20 protein-coding genes, 1 tRNA gene and 1 riboswitch are annotated in these 22795 nt (G+C 74.5%); of the genes, 12 read left to right on the top strand and 9 right to left on the bottom strand.

Translation table 11 applies throughout. The features are described from left to right. A partial coding sequence (locus ABD323_RS19185; protein WP_344442931.1) for an RICIN domain-containing protein occupies positions 1 to 2556 on the bottom strand: 2556 nt, incomplete at its 3' end. Positions 2557 to 2851: 295 nt separating this feature from the next. Next, complete coding sequence (locus ABD323_RS19180; protein ID WP_344442930.1) at positions 2852 to 3379, bottom strand: mycothiol transferase; 528 nt, start codon at positions 3377 to 3379, stop codon at positions 2852 to 2854. A 205-nt stretch (positions 3380 to 3584) separates the two neighbouring features. On the opposite strand from ABD323_RS19180, the gene ABD323_RS19175 reads away from it, so the two are divergent. The 3 genes from ABD323_RS19175 (at position 3585) to ABD323_RS19165 (ending at position 5362) form a co-directional block, all read left to right on the top strand. Next, on the top strand, positions 3585 to 4247 hold the full coding sequence (locus tag ABD323_RS19175) for a maleylpyruvate isomerase N-terminal domain-containing protein (RefSeq protein ID WP_344442929.1): 663 nt from the start codon (positions 3585 to 3587) through the stop codon (positions 4245 to 4247). A gap of 61 nt (positions 4248 to 4308) precedes the next feature. Continuing rightward, positions 4309 to 4872 (top strand): hypothetical protein, encoded by a 564-nt coding sequence (locus ABD323_RS19170; protein WP_344442928.1) that lies wholly within the window; start codon positions 4309 to 4311, stop codon positions 4870 to 4872. A gap of 94 nt (positions 4873 to 4966) precedes the next feature. Beyond that, positions 4967 to 5362 (top strand): nuclear transport factor 2 family protein, encoded by a 396-nt coding sequence (locus ABD323_RS19165; RefSeq protein WP_344442927.1) that lies wholly within the window; start codon positions 4967 to 4969, stop codon positions 5360 to 5362. Between the two features lie 12 nt (positions 5363 to 5374). Here the strand turns inward: ABD323_RS19165 and ABD323_RS19160 are convergent, their stop codons facing one another. Both ABD323_RS19160 and ABD323_RS19155 read right to left on the bottom strand, forming a co-directional pair. After that, a complete protein-coding gene (locus tag ABD323_RS19160; RefSeq protein ID WP_344442926.1) occupies positions 5375 to 6058 on the bottom strand; it encodes an alpha/beta fold hydrolase in 684 nt (227 codons plus the stop codon). A 61-nt stretch (positions 6059 to 6119) separates the two neighbouring features. Next, positions 6120 to 7358 carry a flavin-dependent oxidoreductase gene (locus ABD323_RS19155; protein WP_344442925.1) on the bottom strand — a complete coding sequence of 413 codons (1239 nt, stop codon included), beginning with the start codon at positions 7356 to 7358 and terminating at the stop codon, positions 6120 to 6122. Positions 7359 to 7466: 108 nt separating this feature from the next. Between ABD323_RS19155 and ABD323_RS19150 the strand changes: the two genes are divergently transcribed. From ABD323_RS19150 to ABD323_RS19140, 3 genes are all read left to right on the top strand, one after another. Beyond that, positions 7467 to 8363, top strand: a complete 897-nt coding sequence (locus ABD323_RS19150; protein WP_344442924.1) for a LysR family transcriptional regulator — start codon at positions 7467 to 7469, stop codon at positions 8361 to 8363. A gap of 150 nt (positions 8364 to 8513) precedes the next feature. Beyond that, positions 8514 to 9224 (top strand): YoaK family protein, encoded by a 711-nt coding sequence (locus tag ABD323_RS19145; protein ID WP_344442923.1) that lies wholly within the window; start codon positions 8514 to 8516, stop codon positions 9222 to 9224. Positions 9225 to 9316: 92 nt separating this feature from the next. Next, positions 9317 to 9390, top strand: a tRNA-Met gene (locus ABD323_RS19140). A gap of 92 nt (positions 9391 to 9482) precedes the next feature. On the opposite strand, the gene ABD323_RS19135 is transcribed toward ABD323_RS19140, so the two are convergent. Further along, on the bottom strand, positions 9483 to 10181 hold the full coding sequence (locus ABD323_RS19135) for a DUF6445 family protein (RefSeq protein ID WP_344442922.1): 699 nt from the start codon (positions 10179 to 10181) through the stop codon (positions 9483 to 9485). 405 nt (positions 10182 to 10586) lie between these two features. On the opposite strand from ABD323_RS19135, the gene ABD323_RS19130 reads away from it, so the two are divergent. From ABD323_RS19130 to ABD323_RS19105, 6 genes are all read left to right on the top strand, one after another. After that, complete coding sequence (locus ABD323_RS19130) at positions 10587 to 10871, top strand: hypothetical protein (RefSeq protein WP_344442921.1); 285 nt, start codon at positions 10587 to 10589, stop codon at positions 10869 to 10871. A gap of 41 nt (positions 10872 to 10912) precedes the next feature. Beyond that, a riboswitch (guanidine-III (ykkC-III) riboswitch) is annotated at positions 10913 to 10980 on the top strand. 11 nt (positions 10981 to 10991) lie between these two features. Further along, positions 10992 to 11891, top strand: coding sequence for an MBL fold metallo-hydrolase (locus ABD323_RS19125; RefSeq protein ID WP_344442920.1), 900 nt, complete (start codon positions 10992 to 10994; stop codon positions 11889 to 11891). Positions 11892 to 11913: 22 nt separating this feature from the next. Beyond that, positions 11914 to 13428: a PTS transporter subunit EIIC gene (locus ABD323_RS19120; RefSeq protein ID WP_344442919.1), complete on the top strand. Its 1515-nt coding sequence runs from the start codon at positions 11914 to 11916 to the stop codon at positions 13426 to 13428. A gap of 143 nt (positions 13429 to 13571) precedes the next feature. Next, positions 13572 to 14858 (top strand): phenylacetate--CoA ligase family protein, encoded by a 1287-nt coding sequence (locus ABD323_RS19115; protein WP_344442918.1) that lies wholly within the window; start codon positions 13572 to 13574, stop codon positions 14856 to 14858. 162 nt (positions 14859 to 15020) lie between these two features. After that, positions 15021 to 15725, top strand: coding sequence for a hypothetical protein (locus ABD323_RS19110; RefSeq protein ID WP_344442917.1), 705 nt, complete (start codon positions 15021 to 15023; stop codon positions 15723 to 15725). 53 nt (positions 15726 to 15778) lie between these two features. Continuing rightward, positions 15779 to 17992, top strand: a complete 2214-nt coding sequence (locus ABD323_RS19105) for an alpha-N-acetylglucosaminidase (protein ID WP_344442916.1) — start codon at positions 15779 to 15781, stop codon at positions 17990 to 17992. 49 nt (positions 17993 to 18041) lie between these two features. Here the strand turns inward: ABD323_RS19105 and ABD323_RS19100 are convergent, their stop codons facing one another. The 4 genes from ABD323_RS19100 to ABD323_RS19085 form a co-directional block, all read right to left on the bottom strand. After that, complete coding sequence (locus ABD323_RS19100; RefSeq protein ID WP_344442914.1) at positions 18042 to 18278, bottom strand: hypothetical protein; 237 nt, start codon at positions 18276 to 18278, stop codon at positions 18042 to 18044. Positions 18279 to 18402: 124 nt separating this feature from the next. Next, a complete protein-coding gene (locus ABD323_RS19095) occupies positions 18403 to 19023 on the bottom strand; it encodes a hypothetical protein (RefSeq protein ID WP_344442913.1) in 621 nt (206 codons plus the stop codon). 121 nt (positions 19024 to 19144) lie between these two features. Continuing rightward, positions 19145 to 21916, bottom strand: coding sequence for a molybdopterin-dependent oxidoreductase (locus tag ABD323_RS19090; protein WP_344442912.1), 2772 nt, complete (start codon positions 21914 to 21916; stop codon positions 19145 to 19147). Further along, positions 21913 to 22737: an FAD binding domain-containing protein gene (locus tag ABD323_RS19085; protein ID WP_344442911.1), complete on the bottom strand. Its 825-nt coding sequence runs from the start codon at positions 22735 to 22737 to the stop codon at positions 21913 to 21915. Before ABD323_RS19085 ends, ABD323_RS19090 begins: the two co-directional genes overlap by 4 nt. Positions 22738 to 22795: the final 58 nt, after the last annotated feature.

The raw sequence follows: 22795 nt of genomic DNA, 5'->3' as shown, positions 1-22795 counted from the left end.
GGGCCCGCCGCCTCCCGCACCGTCCTGGCCGCGCCCGCCTGCTGCTGGGCCGCGGCCTCGGCCTGCTGGGCCTTGGCGCGCTGCGCGTCGGCCTTGGCGCGGGCGGTGGCGGCGTTCTGCCGCTCCTGGGCCGCGACGGCCGCGTCCTGGTGCGCGCTGGCCGCGGAGGTCACCGCGGCGGCCTCGGCCTGCCGGGCCTTGGTCTTGTCGGCGGGCGGACGCGGCGGCGGTGGCCTGGTCGGCGGCGGAGGAGGCCAGCGAGGCCGCCAGCGCCGCGTCACCCTGCGCCGACTGGCGCAGGAACAGGGCCCGCGCCGCGTGCGCCTGGGCGCTCGCGTTCGCCAGCAGCGTGGCGCTGTCGGCCAGGGTGGCGTTGGTGGCCGCGAGGGCGGTCTGCAGGGCGCCGGAGATCGCCTGCGCCGTGGAGGCCGCCGCCTTGGTCACCTGCGCCGACTGCTGCGCGTAGGACAGGCCGCGGGCCTGCGGGGTGCCGTTCGCCTTCGCGATCACCGCCGCCGCGTCCTGGTCGGCCTGTACGCGGTCGGCGGAGGCCTGCGCCTGTCCGGCCGCCACCTTGGCGGCCTCGGCCAGAGCGGCGACGCGCGCCCGGATGACACCCAGGTCGTTCGGGATCCGGGCGAGCTCGGCGCCGCTGCGGTTCTGCTGGGCCCAGAGCAACTCGCCCGCGTACCAGGCGTAGCTGAGCGCGTCGTTCATCGACTCCGCGCCGCTCTGCAGGGCGTCGAGGCCGTTGACCTCGGTGGTGACGATGTCGGCCCGCTGCTGCGCCTGGGAGTTGAGCTCGGCCTGCCACTCGCTCCAGGCGGTCTCCTCGACGTCGATCAGCACGTTGTCGGGATCGCGCGGGTTGGTCGGGTCACCGCCGGCCCAGCGGGCCTTGAGCGCCTCGACCTCGATCCGGAACTCCGGTGTTCCCGCCACCGGTGCGACGGTGGGGACCCCGTTGTACTGGATGAAGCGGCGCACGTCGTCCGCCGAGCCGCCGTTGGTCCACTGCGCCGCCGCCAGCCAGTTGGCCGCCTGGGCGGGGTCCTTGGCACCGTTCTCCTTGGCGATCGCGGTCACCCGGTCCTGTGCGGCCTGGTTGGCGTGCACCACCGGGAAGGCGAGCGTGGCGGAGTTCAGCGTGCGCCAGAAGGACGACTCCGAGCTCATGTAACTGACCATCTGGCCCACCGGCGTGGGCTCCTGGTCGGAGATCGACAGGTTGTCCAGGTAGTGCCGCCGCCCGGCCGAGCGCTCGGTGCGGTTCTGGTCGGCGACCGTCAGTGCGGCCAGGTCCCTGGTGAAGGGCGAGGTGGGGTCGTCGTACTGGTTCGAGCCGCCGTCCCAGGCGTTGAAGGTGACCATCAGGTCGGCGTCGTTGCTCGCCAGGGCGGTGCCGGCGGCCAGTTTGAGGTTGTGGCTGCCGCTGTGCTCGATGTCGGCGATCCACAGCTGGGCCTTGCGCATCGCCTCGGCCCTGGTCATCGCGTCGAGCCGGTTCGCCAGGGTGCCGGACCCCGGCGGGTAGACGACCGGCGCCGCGACCACCGGGCCCACGATCGAGGGGTGCGGGTACTGCGGGGCGTTCCACACCTGGGCGTTGGTGTTGTTGCAGTCCCAGATCTGCAGTTGGGCGCCGTCGGTGGTGGAGGAGTTCGGGATGTCCAGGCAGCGGCCCGAGTTCGGGTTCTCCAGGGTGGTCCGGTTCGCGGTGTCCAGATGGACGATCCACTGCTCGGCCACGGTGGCGTTGCACGCGTCGAGTTGCACCTTGGTGCCGCTGCCGGTGCCGCCGCCGGCGACGTCCAGGCAGAGCTGGCCGTGCGAGAGCGAGCCGTCCTGGTTCAGCGACCAGGTCTGGTGGTCGGTGGAACCGCAGTGCCAGGCCTGCACCTTGGCGCCGGCGGCGGTGCCACCGCCGTCGGCGTCGGCGCACATGCCCAGTAGGGGTGCGGTGATCGGACCCACCGGCGGCAGCGGGGCGCCGGGCGGGGCGAACCACTGGGCCGGCGAGCCGTTGCAGCCCCACAGCTGCAGTTGGGTGCCGTCGGTGGTGGAACCGCTCGGTACGTCCACGCAGAGCGAACTGGCGGGATTGAGCAGCCGGGTGCTCCCGTTGGAGGCGAACTGCTCGATCCACTGCTGGTTCTGGGTGTTGTTGCAGTCCCACAGCTGCAACTTGCTGCCCCAACCGATGGGCGCGCTGCCGGGAATGTCCAGACACTTCGTGGGCGCGTTGTTCAGGGAGAGCGCCCCGAGGAACCCGGCGTCACCGGTCCGGTAGGGATTGTGGTTCGCCGGCGTGAACGTCCAGTTCTGGTTGGTCGCACCGTTGCAGGTCCAGGAGACCACCTGCGAGCCGTTGTCGGTCCGATAGGCGTAGTCGTCCACGCACTTGTTCAGGCCGACGTTGTGCACGGCTCCGCTGGCCTCGGCGTTGAGGTTGTAGAGGTTCGCCAGCGCGGTGTTTCCGAGGTTCCAGCTCGGGGCGCTCGCCGCCGCCCCGCCCGCCAGGCCGAGCACCAGCACGCCGGCGGCCAGTGCCGACAACAGCCGTATCAGCCGTCGGTGGAGGAGTGGGCGGCCCGATCGGCGCCCGATATTCCCTGTTTGCATGCGATCCTGACTCGTGGTCATGGATCCTCAGCTGTTGCCTTGTTGACGAACAGTCTCAGGATCGGTCGCATCCTAAGAGTCTCATGAAGGCCTGGCCAAACCCTTGTGGATATCCGGAATTGTCCCGCTATCCGTGCGTACTCCCCCGACAAATCCCCCTCTGTGCACGCTCTTTCGGCCGGGTCGGCGTCCTCGGCCGACCGCCGGGGCCGCCTGCTCGGGCAACCTCTCAGCGTCGGCGGCGCAGGAGCACGCCGCGGATGAACACCGCCTGCCCGGCGTGCTGCAGGTCGTCGGAGACCACGCTCACCAGCCGCACGCCCAGGGTCACCGGCGGGCTCCAGCTCTCGTCGACCACGCGGTCGAGGTCGCGGTCGGTGAGGCCGCCGAGGTAGCCCGTCGTCCGCGCGTGGACGGCGTCGTGGTAGCCGGTGAGCAGGTCCGGGGAGTCCACCCGCAGGGCGGCGACCTGCGCGCTGGTGTGGCCGTAGCCGGTCGAGCCGGGCGGGAGGGCGGTCCCGAAGGAGGCTTCGAACCGGTCGGCCCAGCCTTCGGTCATCCACACCTGCTCGGTGCCCGACGCGTCCGCGAGGTGGTCGTCCTGGATGCGCGTCAGGTGCCAGAGCAGCCAGGCGACCGTGTTGGCGTCGCCGTCGAGGCGCTGCGACAGCTCTGCGGCCGTCAGACCCTCGGCGGCCTCGTGGACGACCTCCCGGATCCGGCCGAAGGCGTCGGCCAGCAGCTTCGCGCTGTTCATTCCCGGGTCCCCTCTCTCCACACGGCGATGCGGTCCCGGCGATGCTAGGACGCCGCCGCCCGCACCGCCGTGCGGCCGCGCGGGCGCGGTCGGCCCGCGCTCGGTGATCCACCCCGGACGGCCCAGCCGGACCCCGCCCGAGGGCGCCGCCGGCCGATCGGCCGAACCCCTCCGTCCCCGCCCGGCCGCGGCGCATAATGGCGGAGTGTCGGATCACGGGGGCTTCATGACCATCAGGAACGCGTACCTGGACGCCGCGGCGCAGGCGGTGACCCTGCTGGCCGCGCCGGAGGTCCGCGCGGCGTGGGACGGGCCGAGCGCGCTGGCGGAGCTGACGGTGGGCGGACTGGCCGGCCACCTCGGGTACCAGATCTTCAGCGTCACCCCGGTGCTGGCCGAGCAGGGCGACGCCCCCGAGGCGCCGATCCCGCTGCTGGAGCACTACGCGCGGGCCCGCTGGGTCAGCGCGCCGCTCGACGACGTGGTCAACGCCGGCATCCGGACGAAGGGCGAGGCCTTCGCCGCCGAGGGAGCACTCGCCCTACGGGAGCGCGCTCGCACCGAGCTGGCCGAGCAGCGCGTCGGCCTCCCGCGGCTGCCGCCGGAGCGGTCGACGGTCTTCCTGCCGCAGACCGGCTGGGCGCTGAGCCTCGACGACTTCCTGGTGACGCGGATGCTGGAGCTCGCCGTGCACATGGACGACCTCGCGGTCAGCGTCGGGATCGCCGCTCCCCCGCTCCCGGCGGCGGCGCTGGATCCCGTGCTCGCCCTGTTGACCCGGCTCTCGGTGCGCCGGCACGGCCAGCCGGGGCCACTGCGCGCGCTGGCCCGGGCCGAGCGGCTGCCGGGCGCGATCAACGCGCTCTGAGCGCCGGCTGCCGGCCGCGGGTGGGGGCCGACCGCCGCGGGGCCGTCGGTATGCTGCGGGGATGCCGAGCGAGCCGTTTCTGCCGGAGGAGAGCGCGCACGAGGTGTGCTGGCTCTGTCCTGCGCTGCGCTGCCCGGCCGGCGCCTTCGACGTCTTCGAGCGGCCCACCGGCGAGTGCGCCTTCGACCCGGCCGACGGGTTCCGCTACACGGCCGAGCGGATACCGGTCTGCGTGCACCCCTCCAAGGTGGGCCTGCCGCCCGGCCGCTACGCCAGCCACGGCGAACCGGTCCCCGCCCCGCTGCCCCGGCGCGCACCGCCGCCGCCGCCGGTCGCACCCTTGCCCTTCCCCGCTCCGGCCCGGCCCCCGGCGCCGTCCGTCCTGGTGGCCACGCTGCGCCGCCGCCTCGGACGCCGCCGCCCGCCCTCCCCGTACACCGGCGCCCAGCCCGCCGGCCTGCCGCAGGACCTGGCGGACCTGGCCCGCTGGGTGCACGAGCTCGCCGCCGCCGCGCCGCCCGACGAGTTGGCCGAGGAGCTGGCCGGCGCGGTGGGCGCGGCCCTGGGCCGGTTCCCCGAGGGCGAGGTGCTCGCCGTGCTGCGCGGCTCGCTCTCGGGCGGCTGAGTCCTCGCCGGCAGGACCGGCGGCGGGATACTGGAGAGCGGCCGGCCCCCGCGCCCGGTGCGGCCGGCGCGTCCCGACGGGAGGAGCAGCCGCCATGACGGATGCCGACCGGAGCCGGTCGAACGTCGAGGTCGTCCGCGCCTGCATGGCGAGCTACCTCGCCCAGGACCGTGCCGCCGCCGAGCGACTGATCGCGCCGGACTTCACCTTCACCAGTCCGCAGGATGACCGCATCGACCGGGCCGCCTTCTTCGCACGGTGCTTCCCGACCGCCGGCCGCCTGCGCGAGCAGCGGATCGTCGATGCCGTCCCGGCCGCCGGGCAGGGTGTGCTGCTCGTCTACGAGTACGAGCTGGCCGCCGGCGGACGCTACCGCAACGTCGAGTTGAGCACCGTGCGGGACGGGCGGATCACCGAGACCCAGGTCTTCTTCGGCGGCCGGGTGGCCACCGGGCCCGAGGGTCCCGCCGGGTGGCCGCAGCCCGGCTGAGCCCACACCCCCTCAGACCCCGTCCCGCCGCACGCTCTCCAGCAGGATCCGCAGCAGTTCCGCCGGGGCGTCGCGCATCACGTTGTGCCGCGAGTCCAGCGCGTGCGTGTGCCAGGACGGGTCGGCCAGCGCCTGCCGGTAGGCCGGCTCGAACGGCGAGGGCTCCGGCCAGTCGGTCGCGTACACGTAGTCCCGGCGCACCGGTCCCCGGCCGGCGCCGGTCAGCCGGATCGCCTGGAGCAGCGTCGCCAGCGGGTGCGGCGTCGCGCGCTCGTCGAAGAACGGCAGCGGCGCCATCGCGTGGCCGCTCGCGGCGGAGCCGCCGATGTACCAGTCGCGCTGGCTGTCGGTGGTCAGCGTCCAGCAGGAGTCGCCGTCGCGCGGGACGAAGGCGTCGACGTAGACCAGGCCGCTCACCCGCTCGGGCAGTCGGTCGGCGGCTCCCGTGATCACCATCCCGCCGTAGCTGTGCCCGACCAGCACGGCGTCGGTGATCTGCTCGTCCGTCAGCAGGTTGACCAGGTCCTCGATGTGGGTGTCGAGGTTCACCGAGGCGCCGAGCAGGTGCCTGCGCTCGCCCACGCCGGTCAGCGTCAGCGGGTAGGCCTGGTGGCCGGCGAGCCGCAGCTCGCGGGCCAGCGGTTCGAAGCACCAGGCGCCGTGGCAGGCACCGGGGATCAGGACGAAGGTGGTCATCGCGCTCTCCTTCAGCGGGGCAGGGTCGGTCGGGCCGGTTCAGTGGGTCGGTGGGGCGGGGTCAGCAGGACCGGTCGACGGTGAGCGAGGGGCGCGCGTTGAGCCGCTCCACCTCGCTCCCGGTGGCCCGGCGGTAGGTGTCGGTCACCCGGGCGAGGTCGCTCTCGCCCCCGTCCTCGACGGGGCGGCTCATCGCCCGGTTCGCCCGCACCACGGCGGCGGTCGCCTCCCGGCGGGCGTCCTCGTAGCGGGCCAGCCCGGCCGGCACGTCGGCGCCGGCCCGCGCGAGCTCGTGGGCGAGCACCCGGCCGTCCACCACCGCCTGCGAGGCGCCGTTGGCCCCCACCGGGTACATCGGGTGGGCCGCGTCGCCCAGCAGCGTCACCCGCCCGCCGCCCCAGGACGGCAGCGGCTCGCGGTCGACCATCGGGTACGCGAGGATCTCGTCGGCGCCGGCCAGCAGCGCCGGCACGTCCAGCCACCCCAGCGCCCACGAGCGGAAGTGCGGCAGCACGTCGGCGAGTCGGCCCGCCCGGTTCCAGCCCGCCTGCTCGGCCAGCGGCTGCGGCCGGTCCACCCGCACCTGGGCGACCCAGTTGATCCGCCCGCCGCCGATCGGGTAGGCGACCAGCTCGACGTCCCCCTCGCTCACGATCGCCATCGACCGGCCGTCCAGGAACGGCTCCGCCCGCGTGACGCCGCGCCACATCCGCACCCCCGACCAGAGCAACGGGCTGCCGTGCGGGTGCAGTTGGGCGCGGACCGCCGAATGCAGCCCGTCCGCGCCCACCAGCGCCGGAGCGCGCACCGTGCGGATCGCGCCGGTGGCCCGGTCCACCAGCCGGGCCCGCACCGCGCCCGCCCGCTGCTCGAAGCCGGCCAGCGCGGTGCCGGTGCGCACCGCGTCGGCACCCAGCCGCTCGCGCACCGCCGCCAGGAGCAGCAGTTGCAACTCGCCGCGGTGGATCGAGTACTGCGGCCAGCGGTACCCCTGCGCCAGGCCGCGCGGTTCGGTGAACCGCACCCGGCCGAGGTGGTCGCTGTAGACGTTCTCAGTCGTCGCCACCCCGGCGGCGGCGAGCTGCGCGCCGAGCCCCAGCTCGGTCAACTCCCGTACCGCGTGCGGCAGCAGGTTGATCCCCACGCCCAGCGGACGGATCTGCCGGGCGCTCTCCACCAGCACCGCCGCGATGCCCGCCGCGTGCAGGCTCAGCGCGGCCGTGAGTCCGCCGATGCCCGCTCCGGCGATCAACACGCCCGGTGGCAACGGCTCCTCGATGCGTTCACGGGTCCCGTCCATCGTCAACTCCCCTCTCGCGGCGTCGCTCCCGCCGGCTGACTCCCACTCTGCGGCGGGATGATCCAGAAGTCCAAGAGCTGGTTGGTCTCACTCCTAGAATCTCCGGTTATGGAACTGCGCCAGCTCGAGTACCTCGTGACCGTGGCCGAGGAACAGAACTTCACCCGCGCCGCCGAGCGGCTGCACGTGGCCCAGCCCGGGGTCAGCGCGCAGATCCGGCGGCTGGAACGCGAGCTGGGCCAGGAGCTGCTCGACCGCTCCGGCCGCTCGGTGCGGCCGACCGAGGTCGGCGCGGCCGTCCTGCCGTACGCGCGCGCCGCGCTCGCCGCGGTGGCCAACGTGCGCCTGGTCGTCGACGAGCTGACCGGGCTGCTCCGCGGGCGCGTCGCCCTCGGCACCGTCACCTCGCACGACATCGACCTGCCCGGGCTGCTGGTGGCCTTCCACCGGGAACACCCCGCCGTCGAGATCACCCTCTCCGAGGCCACCTCCGACCGGCTGCTGGAGTCGGTGCGCGCCGGCCGGCTGGACGCGGCGATCGTCAGCATCGGCGCCGGCACCCCGCCCGGCCTGGAGGTGCTGGTCGTCGACGACCACCCGATCGTGGCCGCCGTCGCCCCCGACCACGAGCTCGCCGCGCACCCGGTCATCGCGCTCGACGCCCTGCGCGCACGGCCGCTGATCAGCCTGCCGCAGGGCAGCGGGCTGCGGGCCCGGCTCGAGGAGGCCTGCGCGGCCGCCGGCTTCGCCCCGCAGATCGCCTTCGAGGCCAGCGACCCCGACGTGCTCGCCCGGCTCGCCGCCCGCGGTCTGGGCGCGGCGATCCTGCCCGGCGCGTTCGCCCGCAGCCGGTCGGCGCAGTTGCGCGTGCTGACCATCGACCCGACGGCGCTGCGCGGGCGGCTGGTCCTCGCCTGGCGCGCCGAGGGCCCCGGCAGCAGCCCGGCCGGCCGCGCCCTGGTCCAGCACGCGCGGCGCGCCCTCACCCCCGTGGGCGGCGCCTGAGCCGACCCGGGAGGCGGCTCGCCGGTGTGTTGAAACGCCTGGTCGGCGGCGCCGTGCGCCAGCCTGAGGCGGGCGGCATCCGCCCCGCCGCACACGGAAGCGCGGCACCACACCGCACCACGCAGGACCGACAGAATCGAGGGACCACGCATGGCCGCCCGGGTCGAGATCCGGATCACCGCCGTCCTGGCCCTGCTGACCGTCACGAGCGGGGTGATCGACGCGGTCAGCTTCCTCGCCCTCGGTCACGCCTTCGCCGCGCTCGCCACCGGCAACCTGCTGCTGCTCGCCTTCGGCCTCACCGGCTCGGCGGGCCTGTCGATCGCCCGGCCCGCGCTCGCCCTGGTGAGCTTCGTGCTGGGGGCCGCCGGGGCGCACCTGGTGATCACCCGCCGGCGGGCGCACGGGCAGCACTGGTTCGCGCTGGGCCTGCTGGCGGAGTCCGCGCTGCTCGCCACGGCCGGCGGGTACGCGGTGGCCACCGGCGGCTCGGGGCTGCCGCCCTCGCGGGACAGCGGCGTCGTCTTCGCCCTCGTCTCGCTGGCCATGGGGTGGCGCAGCCGCTTCATCCTGGCGGCCCGGATCCCCGAGATGCCCACCACGCTGGTGCAGACCACGCTCATCAAGCTGGTCGTGGACCTCTTCACCCCGCACGCGCCGTCCTCGACGACCTCGCTCACCCGGGTCCAGCGCCTGTCCACCGTGCTGGGCATGTTCGCCGGCGGCCTGCTGGGCGCCGCGGCGCTGCCCGGCGGCCCGGGTGCGGTGCTGCTCGCGGTGGCGGGCTGCGTGGCGGCGGTGGGGCTGGTGTACTCCCGTGCCCCGCGCCTGCGGCCGCCGCTGCCGGAGCCCTCCCGCTGACCGGGCGCCGGCCCGCGGCGGGCCGCGCCGCGCCGACCGCCGGTTGTTCGGTACGGACCACCGCTCCGGATGCCGTATGGTTGAGGAACCGACGCGGGGTGGAGCAGCTCGGTAGCTCGCTGGGCTCATAACCCAGAGGTCGCAGGTTCAAATCCTGTCCCCGCTACGATCGTGAAGGGCCCGGCAGACGCCGGGCCCTTCACGCTTTCCCGCTCCCGCGACAGCGGCGGGCGGCACCGCTCAGGGCGCCGTCGGCGCTCAGGCCATCCAGAAGAAGACCGCGGTCATCCGCTTCTCCTCCAGGGTGCTGCCGCAGTAGCCCGTGGCGGTGTGGATCATGTTGGCGCTGTAGAGCAGCAGCCGGTTGTAGCGGTGCGCGACCCGGACGTCCTCGGTGAACGAGTCCGCCGGCACGAACCGGGTGCCCAGTGCCTCGACCAGGTTGTTGTGCGGCGCGGTGACCATGTTCCCGCCCAGCACCCCGCCGGGCAGGCTCTGCCGGTAGAAGCTGGTCCCGAAGTCCTTGCCCACGTTCGGGTTGAGGTAGAGCACCGCGGCGTAGCGGCACAGCGCCCGGGAGTCGGAGTGCGGGCGCGCCTCGCACTCGCCCTCCCCGACCACCTGGATGCAGTTGTGGTTGAGCGTGGCGCCGCCGGGGGCCGTGGCCTGCCAGAGCTTGGTCGCGCCGGTGGCCTTGCGGACCAGCTGCTCGACCCTGGCCAGCTCGGCCGGCTCGAGGCCGGGCATGGTGCGCAGGCCGGGCCAGCTCTCGGGCTGGTAGGGGTAGCCCTGGGTCCAGTCGTCCTTGGTCAGGCAGCGGGCGCGGACCTCGTCCACGGCCGGCAGGACGTCGTCGAAGACCCAGTAGTCCCGACCGAGCGTGGGCTTGCGGTAGGGCAGCACGGGGAGGGTCGCGGGCCGCGACGGGCGCGGGGACCGGGGAGGCATGGGCGGCATGGAGGAGACCATACCGGCCAGTTCCGGCCCTGCGCTGTCGTGAATCGGTCAATCTCTGTCCGGTCCGGCGGACTTGTCCCGTTCTGCGGGCAATCACTCTCGGCCGCCGGGGCGTTGGGAGCGCCGAGCGGTGCCGCCGGGCGGCGGGCGGGTGGACCGCGGACCGACCGAGGTGGCGGCCCCGGCCGACCCGCCGGGGCCCGGACCGGGCCGGCCACCGAACACCGGGCCACTGACCGGATGGCGTACACCCGGCGGGCGGCACGCCCACCGGCGGGTGGTTGCGCGGACTTGCCGCTGCCGCCGGTTACCACTTGACTGGTGGCCATCTCTTGCAGCAGCTCCGGCGGCGGGTGCGGACCGGCGGATGGCACCCGACACCTCATCCCTAGCGGAGGCGGCACGATGGCTGAAGAACCGACCAGTTGGGCAGCGTGGACCACCAAGCACGTGCACTCGGGACCGGGCGGGGTGCAGACCGTCGAGGGCATCGCCATCGCGGGTGACCTCACCGTGCACACCACCTGGACCGGCTCCGAGGCCGTCCTGACCGTGCAGTACACCGACTCGCTGGACTGGTTCACCCTGCAGGGCAGTCCGCAGGCGGTCTCCGACGAGCACAGCGCCCGCACCCTGCACCAGCACGCCGTGGAGGCGGTCAAGGCCGGCGGCGGCGCCCGGCTCCCCTGAGCGGCGCGGGCCCGCGGGGGCGGGCGGCTGCTAGATTCGGCCCGGGGGTCCGCCCGGGCCTGCCCCGGACGAGATGTGCGCCGTACCCGGCCTGCGAAGACGACGCTCGCTGGAGCCGTCATGTCCGCACCCCTCCACCCCGTCGCGCAGCCCCTGCAGGTGGCCTGGATCCACGGATCGCCCTCGGCCAAGCACAATGCCGACCCCGACCTCCAGGTGCACTGGTACGACGAGAACACCGTCATCCTGCGCCAGAACATGGCCATCGACTACGAGGCACCGTTCCTCTTCCTGCTCTTCGGCGCCGACCGGGCCGTGCTCATCGACACCGGTGCCACGGCCTCGCCCGAGCTGTTCCCGCTGCGCGCCACGGTGGACGGGCTGCTCCGCGACTGGCTGGCGGACCACCCGCGGGCCGGCTACCGGTTGCTGGTGCTGCACAGCCACGCGCACGGCGACCACGTGGCGGGCGACGGGCAGTTCACCGACCGGCCCGACACCACCGTGGTGGCGGCCGACCTGGCGACCGTCTCGCGGTTCCTGGGCCTGGGCCCGGCGCACGACCGCGAGGCGCTGCTCGACCTGGGCGGCCGCGTCCTGCACTGCCTGCCCACGCCTGGCCACCACCCCAGCGCGATCACCTTCTACGATCCCGCCACCCGGTTCCTGCTCACCGGCGACACCGTCTACCCCGGGCGGCTCTACATCGAGGACTGGGCGGCCTTCCGCGCCTCCCTCGCGCGCCTGGTCGCCTTCACCGAGACGCATCCGGTCGGCCACGTGCTGGGCTGCCACATCGAGATGTCCCGCACCCCGGGCGTCGACTACCCCATCCGCACCACCTACCAGCCGGACGAGCCGCCGCTGGAGCTGACGCCCGAGCGGCTGCGCGCCGTCCTGCGGGCCGTCGAGGAGGCCGACGCGGCCGCGGACGCGGCGGACGCGGCCGGTGGCACGGTCGACCTGCGGATCGGGCGGCACGTCCACCCGGACTTCGTCCTCTGCCACCGGCTCGACTGACCCACCTTGCGGGAGGTACCCGATGACCGACGGTCCGCAGCACCGCGCCACCGCCGCCGCGATCCTGCCGCTGGTGGGCGGCGCGGCCAACGTGGTCGCGGTCGCGCACTGCCTGACCCGTCTGCGGCTGAGCCTGCGCGACCACGCGCTGGTGCGCTCCGACGAGCTGCGGGCGCTGCCGGCGGTGCTGGGCGTGGTCGCGGGTGAGACCTGCCAGCTGGTGCTGGGTCCGGGCATCGTCGGCGGGGTGGCGCCGGAGTTCGAGCGGCTGGTCGAGCAGGAGCGGGCCGCTCACCCCGCGCCGGACACCGACCCGGCCCCCGCCCTGGCCGACACCGACACCGGCGCCGACGCGCTCGCGGCCCGCGGCTCGGCCCTGCGGGCCGCCAGGTCGGCGCGCAACGCGACCCCCGGCAAGCTCTTCCTGCGCAGGATCGCCGCCGTCTTCGTCCCGCTGGTGCCGGCGCTGGTCGGCTGCGGCATCGTGGCCGGGCTCGGCGGCCTGCTCGGCAACCTGGGCCGGGCCCCGGGCCTGGTACCGGCGCTGGGGGCGGTCTCGGCCGGTTTCCTGTCGCTGATCTCGGTCTTCGTCGGCTACAACACCGCCAAGGAGTTCGGCGGCACCCCGATCCTCGGCGGCGCGGTCGCCGCGGTGATCGTCTACCCGGGGGTCGCGCACGTCTCGGCGTTCGGGCAGCCGCTCTCCCCCGGGCAGGGCGGTGTCCTGGGCGCGCTGGCCGCGGCACTGCTCGCGGTCCGGGTCGAGAGGACCTGTCGCCGCCGGCTCCCGCCGGCCCTGGACGTGCTGGTCACCCCCACCCTGACGGTGCTGGTGACCGGCCTGGTCACGCTCTTCTGCCTGATGTACGCGGCCGGCGAGGTCTCCGCCGGGATCGGCCGGGCGACCACCTGGCTGCTCGCGCACGGCGGCGTGCTCGCCGGGCTGGTGCTGGGCGGACTCTTCCTGCCACTGGTGATGCTGGGCCTGCACCAGGCGCTGATCCCGATCCACACCACGCTGATCGAGCAGCAGGGCGCCACCCCGCTGCTGCCGATGCTGGCGATGGCCGGGGCCGGCCAGGTCGGCTGCGCGCTGGCGGTCTACCTGCGGCTGCGCCACGACGAGTCGATCCGCGCCACCATCCGGTCCGCGCTGCCGGCGGGCCTGATGGGCATCGGCGAGCCGTTGATCTACGGCGTCTCGCTGCCGCTGGGACGGCCCTTCGTCACCGCCTGCGTCGGCGGGGCGGCCGGCGGGGCGTTCGTCGGACTCCTCAACCAGCTGGGCAGCACGGTCGGCGCGAGCGCCATCGGGCCCTCCGGGTGGGCGCTGTTCCCGCTGCTGCGCGGCAGCCAGGGCCTGGGCACGGCGGTCGCCGTCTACGCCGGCGGACTGCTGGTCGGCTACCTGGTCGGGTTCCTGGCCACCTACGCCTTCGGCCTGCCGGCCGCCACCAGAGCAACAGCAGCGGCCGCAGCGGCGACCGCGGACCCCGCCCGGGAGAGCGCCGGCGAGGGCGTCACCAGCGGCGGCTGAACCACCCGCCGCACGCCCGCCCGGGCGGGAGCGCCGAGGCGTCGACGGATCGTCAGGTGCGGTACGCCCACCTGCCACCGTGTACGCAGCAGTCCGAGACGACGATAAGATCGTCAGCCTCTCTGTCTGAAAAAAGTGGTCTTATGAATAACCCTCATGTCCCCCTGCCCGAGCACCGGATCGGCGAGCTGGTGCGCTTCGTCCGGGAGAACTCGCCGTTCTACCGCGACCTGTACGCGGAGCTGCCCGCCGACGTCCACGACGTCACCGCCCTGCCGCTGATCGATCACGCCGCCTACTGGGGCGCGCACGGCATCGCCGACAGCCGGGTGATGACCGAGCCGCACACCGACGGGATCGTCTTCAAGACCGGCGGCTCCACCGGGGCCCCGCGCGCCTCCTTCTACACCCGCGAGGAGTGGCGGCGGATGAGCCGCCGGTTCGGCGACGGCCTGCCCGCCGCCGGGCTGCGGGCCGGCGACCGGGTGGCGAACCTGTTCTACGCCGGCGAGCTCTACTCGAGCTTCGTCTTCACGCTGAACCTGCTCCAGGAGGCGCCGGTCCCCACCGTGCAGCTGCCGATCGGTGGCGCCGCGCCGCTGGAGTACGTGATCGGCGCGCTGCGCGACTTCTCCGCCACCGTGCTCGCCGCGCCGCCCACCTCGCTCTGCCGGCTCGCCCGCGAGGTCGTCGACACCGTCGGCCCGCTGCCCGGCATCCGACTGGTGCTGTTCAGCGGCGAGGCCTTCTACGGTGACCAACTGGCCCTGATGACCGAGGCGTTCCCGAACTGCTCGGTCCGCTCGATCGGCTACGCGAGCGTGGACGCGGGCATCCTAGCCGGGCCGGTGGACGGCGAGGCCGACAGCCGCGTGCACGAGGTCTTCACGCCCGACAAGCTGGTCGAGCTGCTGGACCCGGAGACCGGTGAGCCGATCGAGGAGCCCGGCCGCGCCGGGCGGGTGGTGGCCACCGACCTGGTGCGCCGCCTGCAGCCGGTGATCCGCTACCCGGTCGGCGACCTCGCCGAGTGGGTGGACTTCCCCCGGCGCCGCCTGCGTCTGCTCGGCCGCGCCGAGGAGGGCGCCCGGGTCGGTCCGGTCACCGTCCAGCTCGACGACCTGCGCACGGTGCTGGCCGGCGCCGACCCCCAGGGCCGGGTCGGCGGCCTGCAGGTGGTGCTGCGCCACCACGACGGCCTGGACCAGCTGGTCCTGCGGCTGGCCGACAGCACCCCCGCGGCACCCGGGCGCGACACCCTGGCGGGCGCGCTGGCCGACCGGCTGGGCGAGAGCCGACCGATGTTCACCGACCACGTGCGGCGCGGCCTGATCCACCCGCTGGCCGTCGAGTGGGTCGGCGCGAACGGACTGAGCGTCAACCCGCGCACCGGCAAGGCCGTGCGTCTGCTGGACGAGCGGATGGACTGACCGGACCGCACCGCACCACGGGCCTGCGCACCACAGGCCTGCGCACCGCAGGCCGGCGCACCCCACCGGCGACCGGGCGGCCGCGGCACTGTCGGCCGCCCGGTGCAGGATGGGGGCGGGCGGAACGGATCCGGCCGGGTGGGGCGACGCAGGAGGAGCACGATGACGAACCGCACGTCGATCAGCACGGCCGAGGCGGTCGCCGAACTGATGGTCCGGCACGGCATACCGCAGCAGGGCGTGCCGGAGCTGCCCGACCCGCAGGGCCTGCGCTCGCGCCTGGTGCACGCCGGCACGCTCGCGGTCGACTCGGAGGTCTCGCTCGCCTCGCTGGACGCCTACGAGTTCTGCTGCTTCGCCTCGCCCGCGGGCCGGGCCGAGGTCTACCTGCGCTACGAGGAGCTGCCGGCCCGCTGGTTGGCCACCGCGGCCGGCGAGGGGTCGCGGGAGGGGGTCGAGGTCCCGCACTGCGGGTGGGCGGTGACCATGGTGGCGCTGGTCGCGGTCGGGGCCACCGCCCAGGACGTGCTCGACGCCTCGTACGACAGGGTGGACTACGACGCGGTCTGGCTCGGCGAGTGGCACAGCGCCCTCGAGGACACCGACCGCGGCCAGCTCGGCCAGCTGGAGCAGCCGGGCCTGGCCCTGCCGGACGTCGGCGCGGGCCGCACCCGGGAGGCGGCCCGGCGGCTGTACGCGCTGGAGCAGGCCGGCGACCCGACACCGTTCCTGGACCTCACCGACCCCGACAGCGGCGCCAACACCCTCGTCTTCCCGACCCACGCGATGAGTTGCGACAGCGTCCTGGAGGGCACCGCCGCCGACGGCCGCACGGTCTGTCACCTCTGGTCCGGCTTCGAGGTCTGAGCGGGCGGCGCGCCACACCCCTGCACCGGGCGGGGCGCGGCAGGCTGGTCGCCATGACGTGCCTGCCGAGGATCCCCGCCCCCACCCGCGCCGCGGTGCTGCGCGTCCTGGCGGCCGGCGGGCTCTGCGCCGCGGCGCCGATCCTGCCGGCGCACGCCCGGGCCGAGCCCGCCTTCGACACCGCCCCGGCCGCGGCGGCCCTGGTCCGGCTGCTGCCGGGGCACGCCGCGCAGTTCCGGCTGGTCGCGACACCGCGCCCGGCGGCCGACTCCTTCTCGGTGAGCGGGCGCGCGGGCGCGGTGGAGGTGCGCGGCAGCAGCCCGGCGACCCTGTTGGCCGGCGTGGGCTGGTACCTGGGGCACGTGGCCGGGGTGGACCTCGGCTGGCCGGGCCGGAGCACCGAGCGCCTGCCCGCCGTGCTGCCCGGGGTGCCGGCCGTGGTCACCCGTTCGGCCGTGGTGGCCCACCGCTACGCGCTCAACGACACCGACGCCGGTTACTCGGGCGCCTACCGCGCCTACGCCGACTACCAGCACGAGATCGACCTGCTGGCGCTGCACGGCGTCAACGAGGTCTTCGTGCAGACCGGCGCCGAGTACCCGTACTACCAGGCACTGCAGGAGTTCGGCTACCGGCCCGAGGAGTTGCGCGCCTGGATCCCGGCCCCGGCGCACCAGAGCTGGTGGCTGCTGCAGAACATGAGCGGCTTCGGCGGTCCGCTCCCGGGGCACCTGCCGGCGGAGCGCGCCGCGCTCGGGCGCCGGATCGCCGACCAGCTGCGCGCGCTGGGCATGACCCCGGTGCTGCCGGGCTTCTACGGCACCGTCCCGCCCGGGTTCGCCGAGCGCAACCCGCCGGCCCGCACCGTGCCGCAGGGCGACTGGGTCGGCTTGCGGCGCCCGGACTGGCTGGACCCCACCGGCCCCGGCTTCGCGCGGCTGGCCGCCCGCTACTACGCCTACCAGCGCGCCGCGTTCGGCGACAGCACGCTCTACAAGATGGACCTGCTGCACGAGGGCGGCCGCGCGGCCGACGTCGACGTGGTCGCCGCCGCCCGCGCCGTGCAGGAGGCGCTGCTGACGGCGCACCCGGACGCCGGCTGGGCGATCCTCGGCTGGCAGGACAACCCGGCGCCCGCACTGCTCGCCGGGGTGGACCGCAGCCGGCTGCTCGTCCTGGACGGCCTGTCGGACCGCTACGACGGCCTCGACCGGGAACGGCAGTGGGGCGGCACCCCCTACGCCTTCGGCGCGATCGACAACTTCGGCGGGCACACCGCGCTGGGCGCCAACAGCGCCGTGTGGACTACCCGGTTCCGGCAGTGGCTGGAGCGGCCCGGCAGCCGGCTGGCCGGCCTCGCCTACCTGCCCGAAGGCACCGGCGGCAACCCGGCCGCCTTCGAGCTGTTCACCGAACTCGCCTGGGAGCCGGGGCCGATCGACCAGCAGGACTGGTTCGCGCGGTACGCCGCCCGGCGCTACGGCGGCGCCGACCCGCACACCGCCGCGGCCTGGGAGCTGCTGCGCCGCAGCGCCTACAGCCTGCCGTCCGGCACCTGGAGCGAGCCGCAGGACAGCCTCTTCACCGCCCGGCCGAGCCTGACCGCGACCAGCTCGGCGACCTGGAGCCCGCCGGCCCTGCGCGACGACCCGGCCCAGGTGCGGGCCGCGCTGGGCCAGTTGCTGCAGGCCCCCGCCGAGCTGCGGGCCACCGACGCGTACCGCTTCGACCTGGTCGACCTCGCGCGCCAGGTGCTCACCGACCGCTCCCGCGCGCTGCTGCCGCTGATCGACGGCGCCTACCGGGCGCGGGACCTGCCGCGCTTGCGCGCGCTGGTAGCCGGCTGGAACGCCTGGGTGCGCGCGCTGGACGCGCTGCTCGCCACCGACTCCCGCTTCCTGCTGGGCCCGTGGCTGGCCGACGCCCGGTCCTGGGGCGCCTCGCCCGCCGAGCGGGACCAGTTGGAGTACGACGCCCGCGCGATCCTGACCACCTGGGCCGGGCGCGCGCCCAGTGAGGCCGGGGTGCACGACTACGCCGCCCGGGAGTGGTCGGGCCTGGTCCGTGACCTCTACGCGCCGCGCTGGGCGGCCTACTTCGCGACGCTGGACACCGCCCTGGCCGACGGTTCGGACCCGGCGCCGATCGACTGGTTCGCCGTCGACGACGCCTGGGCGCACCGCACCGACGGCTACCCGACCACCGCGGTCGGCGACCCGCAGGCAGCCGCCCGCGCGGTGCTCGCCGAGCCGCCGGTGCAGGGGTGACCCCGCGCCGAACCCTCGGCAGTACGGCCGCGCGCCCGGCGCCCGGCCCTCAGCGCCGGGTGCGGTGCTCCGCGGAGGCCACCTGGGCGAGCAGCCGCAGGGCCAGGTCCCGCGCCTCGCCGGGGCTCAGCCCCGCCCAGACGTTCGAGGCGCCGTCGCGTTCCGGTCCGACGTTCAGCGTGATGCGTTCGATCGGCCGCCCGGGGACGTCGACGCGCAGCGCCCCGACCTCGATGCGGCGGCCGCAGGCGGTCACCAGTGGCCCTGGTCGGGACGGTTCGTTCAACGGCGACATGGTCCTCACGGCCTTCCCCAGCTGCCCCGGCGGCGGTCCGCCGGCAGGTATCCAGACCAACGGGACGGCGATTCGCGCTATTCCGGGGCCACCGCCGCACCGCCCGGCCGGCCGCTCAGGCGGCCAGCCGGCGGCCCTGCTCGAAGAAGGCCAACACGCCGTCCACGCCGTTGAGTTCCCCGAGGGTGGCGACCGCGCCGAACGGCGCGTTCCAGAACTCCCCCGACCGGCGGACGTGCGGGCCGACGTAGGCGTACGGCGCGGCCTGGAAGCCGTCGCCCGGGGAGACGCCGTAGTTCACCGCGTCCACGCTCACCCCGAGGTCGAAGTGTTCGGGCCAGATGACCGGCTCCGCCGCCGGGAACATCCGCCGCAGCGCGGCGTCGCCGACCGCGAAGGCCTGCGCGATCTCCTGCGCGGCCTGCGGGTCGGCCTCGATCACGTCCTCGGGGCCGACCCCGGAGCCGTCCTTGTAGAGCCCGGCAGGCGCGCCGGCCGCCACCCCGAGGGCGGCCGCGAGCTCGGCGCAGGTGGTGCGCTCCAGGAAGAGCCGCTGGCCGTGCGCCACCAGGTCCGCGCCGACCACCTGCGCGTGCGGCTCGGCCACGGTGGCGAAGCCGCCGAGCGCGGCGCGCAGCCGGATCGTGCCGCTGGTCCGGAACTGCGGCCCGGCCAGGACCAGCTCCGCGACGGCGTGCAGGGCGCGGCGGGTGCGTTCGTGCGAGTCGATGTCCATGGCGGCATGCTCCCCCATCGGGGCGCCCGAGTCCCGTACCCGCCGTCACCGGGTGTCACGAGCCACCCACCCGCCCGGCGCCACCACCCCGCGCCCGGCACCCCGCGCTCCGGCATCCGGCTCAGCCGCGGGAGCCGTCCGCGCCCGTCCGCCGCTGTTCGAGCGCCTGCCACACCTTGTCGCGCAGGAAGGGGGCTTCGGTGAAGCGGATGCCGGTGGCGTCGCGCAGGGCGTTGGCGAAGGCGGGACCCACCGGGTTGAAGGGGCTCTCGCTCATCGACTTGGCGCCCAGCGGGCCGATGGCATCGGAGGTCTCGGTGAAGTGGACCTCGGTGCGCGGGACGTCGGCGTAGGCGGGGAGGCGGTAGCGGCGGAAGGCGGCGGTGGTGACCTGCCCGGCCTCGTCGACCAGCACCTGTTCGAAGAGGGTGGCGCCCAGAGCCTGGGCGACGCCGCCCTCCACCTGGCCGCGGCACTGCATCGGGTTCATCACCTTGCCGGCGTCGGCGCCGTGCACGCTGCGCAGGATCCTGATCTCGCCGCTGTCGGGGTCGACGGCGATGCGGAACCACTGCGAGTTGAAGGCCACCGAGCGCGGTGAGCCGCCCCAGTGGCCGTCCGCGGCCAGTTCCACTCCCCGGCCGCGCGCGGCCTCGAAGATCTCCTTGAGGGACACCGTCCGCCCCTCGCACTCGACGGAGTCGGCGGTCAGCCGCAGCAGGCTGCGGGGGGTGCGGGCGTGTTCGGCGGTGAAGGAGAGGATCTGCTCGGCCAGCGCGTTGGCGGCCTTCATCACGGCCTTGCCGGCGACGACGGTGCCCGCCGATCCGAAGGCTCCGGTGTCGTGCCTGACGACGTCGGTGTCGGACTGGCGGACGGCGATGCGGTCCACCGTGGTGCCCAGGGCGCCGGCGGTGATCTGCTGGTGGACGGTGGTGGTGCCGTTGCCGAACTCGGCCGTGCCGACCGCGATGTCGTAGGTGCCGTCCTCCAGCAGCTTCACGGTGGCGTCGGCGAAGTGGCCGCCGGGCGGCCCGGTGGCGATCGCGGCCATCGCGAAGCCCTGACCCACCAGCCAGCCCTCGGGGGCGAGTTCGGCGCTGCGGTCGTCCGCGAGGGCGTTGCGCACCACGTTCAGGCACTGGTCGAGGCCGTAGCTGGCGACGTGCAGGTCCTCCTCCTCGCCGCACGGGCCCTCCATGTGGTCGCCGGGACCGATCACGTTCCGCTCGCGCAGCACCAGCGGATCGATGTCCAGGCGTCGGGCCAGTTCGTCCATCGCCGACTCCAGGGCGAAGGTCACCTGGCCCAGCCCGTAGCCGCGGAACGCCCCGGCGGGAACGCCGTTGGTGTACACGGAGTACGCGTCGACCTTCTTGTTCGGCGCCCTGTACACGCCCATCGACTCGCCCACGCTGTGGAACATCACCGCCGGGCCGTGGTTGCCGTACGCGCCGGTGTTGGCCACCACCCGGAACTGCAGGGCCGTCAGCGTGCCGTCGCGCCGGGCGCCGACCTTCACCGTGATCTTGAACGGGTGCCGGGTGGTGGCGCCGTAGAACTGCTCGGCGCGGGTGAACTCCAGCTTGACCGGCCGGTGCAGCTTCAGCGCGGCGAGCACCGCGATGTCCTCGGTGAGCATCTCCTGCTTGCCGCCGAAGCCGCCGCCGACCCGGCCGGCGACCACCCGCACCCGCTCCATCGGCAGGTCGTACAGGTCGCAGAGCGCGCGCCGGGTCAGGAACGGCACCTGGGTGGAGGAGCGGACCACGATCCGCTCCTCGCCGCCGTCCTCGCCCTCGCCCTCGGCGGTCCGCTCGAAGGAGACGACGCAGCCGTGCGTCTCCAGGCTGGCGTGCTGCACGCGCTGGGTCCGGAAGGTCTCCTCGTACACGACGTCGGCCTCGGCGAAGCCCTGCTCGACACTGCCCAGTTCCCCGTGCACCTCACCGCAGACGTTGTCCTGCGCGCGGAAGATCCGCGACTCCGGACCCTTCGGGTGGATCACCGGCGCGCCCGGCAGCATCGCCTCCTCCGGGTCGATGACGAACGGCAGCACCTCGTACTCCACCACGATCCGCCGGCAGCCCTCCTCCGCCGCGCCCTCGCTCTCGGCCACCACGGCGGCCACCCGCTGCCCGGCGAAGCGCACCACGTCGTCCAGCACCCGGGTGTCGTCCGGGTCCTCGGTGGGGTGCTCGTGCCGGGCGGAGGAGTACAACTTCGCCGGTGCGTCGTGGTGGGTGAGCACGGCGTGCACCCCGGGCACCCGCAGGGCGGCCGAGGTGTCGATGGAGCGGATCCGGGCGTGCGGGTGCGGGGAACGAAGCAGCTTCATGTGCAGCAGGCCCTCGACCTCGATGTCGAAGGTGTAGCGGGCGGTGCCGGTGACCACCTGCGGCCCGGCCGGCGCCCCCAGGCTGCGGCCCACCGCCTGTCCCGCGCACGGCCGTTCGGTGTGCCGCACGCCGCGGATGGCGTCCTCGATCGCCCGGTAGCCGGTGCAGCGGCACAGGTTTCCCTTCAACGACCTCGGCAGGTCGGTGAGTTGCTCCTCGTCCAGGGCGGAGGTGGTCATCAGGAAGCCGGCGGTGCAGAAGCCGCACTGGAAGCCCTGGGCGTCCAGGAAGCGCTGCTGCATCGGGTGCAGCTCGCCGTTCCGGGCCAGCCCCTCGACCGTGGTCACCGAGCGGCCCTCGGCCCGCACGGCCGGGTAGATGCAGCTGTGCACCGGCTCGCCGTCGACCTGCACGGTGCACGCGCCGCAGTCCCCCGCGTCGCAGCCCTTCTTCACGCCGAACCAGCCGCGGTCGCGCAGGTAGGTGCGCAGGCACTGCCCGGGCCGCGGCTCGGCGTCGAAGCTCTGGTCGTTGACACGGATCGAATAGCTCACTGTGCGGCCTCCTCGGTCAGTTCTCTGCGGATCTCCTCGGCGAAACGGAACGTCATGTGGCGTCGCCAGGCGGGCAGTCCATGGATGTCGTCGTAGTACTCGTCCGGCTCGACGCCCTCCTCGATCGCCTGGCGCACCGCGCGGGCGCCCGGCCCGGGTGGGAACCAGAACCTGATCGGGCGCACCGTCGAGGCGGTGACGGTGACGGTCAGCGAGTGGTCCACCGGGTCGAGGGTGCCGATCACCAGCGCGCCGGAGCGGCCCAGCCCGTAGAGCGAGGCCTGCCGGAAGGCGGTGCGGGCGGCCAGCGCCCGGGCCGGCAGGGTGATCGAGCGCAGCAGCTCGCCGGGGCGCAGCACCTTGACGCCGGCGCCGACGACGAACTCGGCGACCGGGACCTCGCGCACCGCACCGGTGCGCGACAGCAGCCGGCAGACGCCGTCCAGCGCGGCGGTCAGCGAGATCATCGGGCCGGCCGGCAGCCCGTTGCACAGGTTGCCGCCGACCGTCGCCATGTTCCAGATCTTCCAGGACGCCAGGAAGGCCCGGCAGCACTGCTCGAAGAGCGGCGTCGCGGTCCACCCGGCGGGTGTGGGCAGCCGGGAGAGCTGCGCGATGGTGCAGGTGGCGGCGATCTCCAGGTCCCCGGCGGCGGTCACCCGCAGCGGCTCCCAGCCCATCCGGCTCAGGTCCAGGAGCCGGCGGATGTGCGGCTGCGGCTCGGAGAACAGGTACGTGCCGCCCCCGAGCCAGGCGTCGCCGTCCTGCCAGGTGTCGCGACGACGGGCGTCGCGCACCTCCAGCACCGTGTTCAGATCCACGTTGTCCCACCGTCCTCGCCAACTCGATACGGCGCATTCAAGCAACGCACGAGCTGCG

The organism is Kitasatospora nipponensis (assembly GCF_039528135.1).
GTDB lineage: Bacteria > Actinomycetota > Actinomycetes > Streptomycetales > Streptomycetaceae > Kitasatospora > Kitasatospora nipponensis.
The sequence above is the reverse complement of the archived record's forward strand: the minus strand, read 5'-3'. Positions and strand labels throughout refer to the sequence as shown.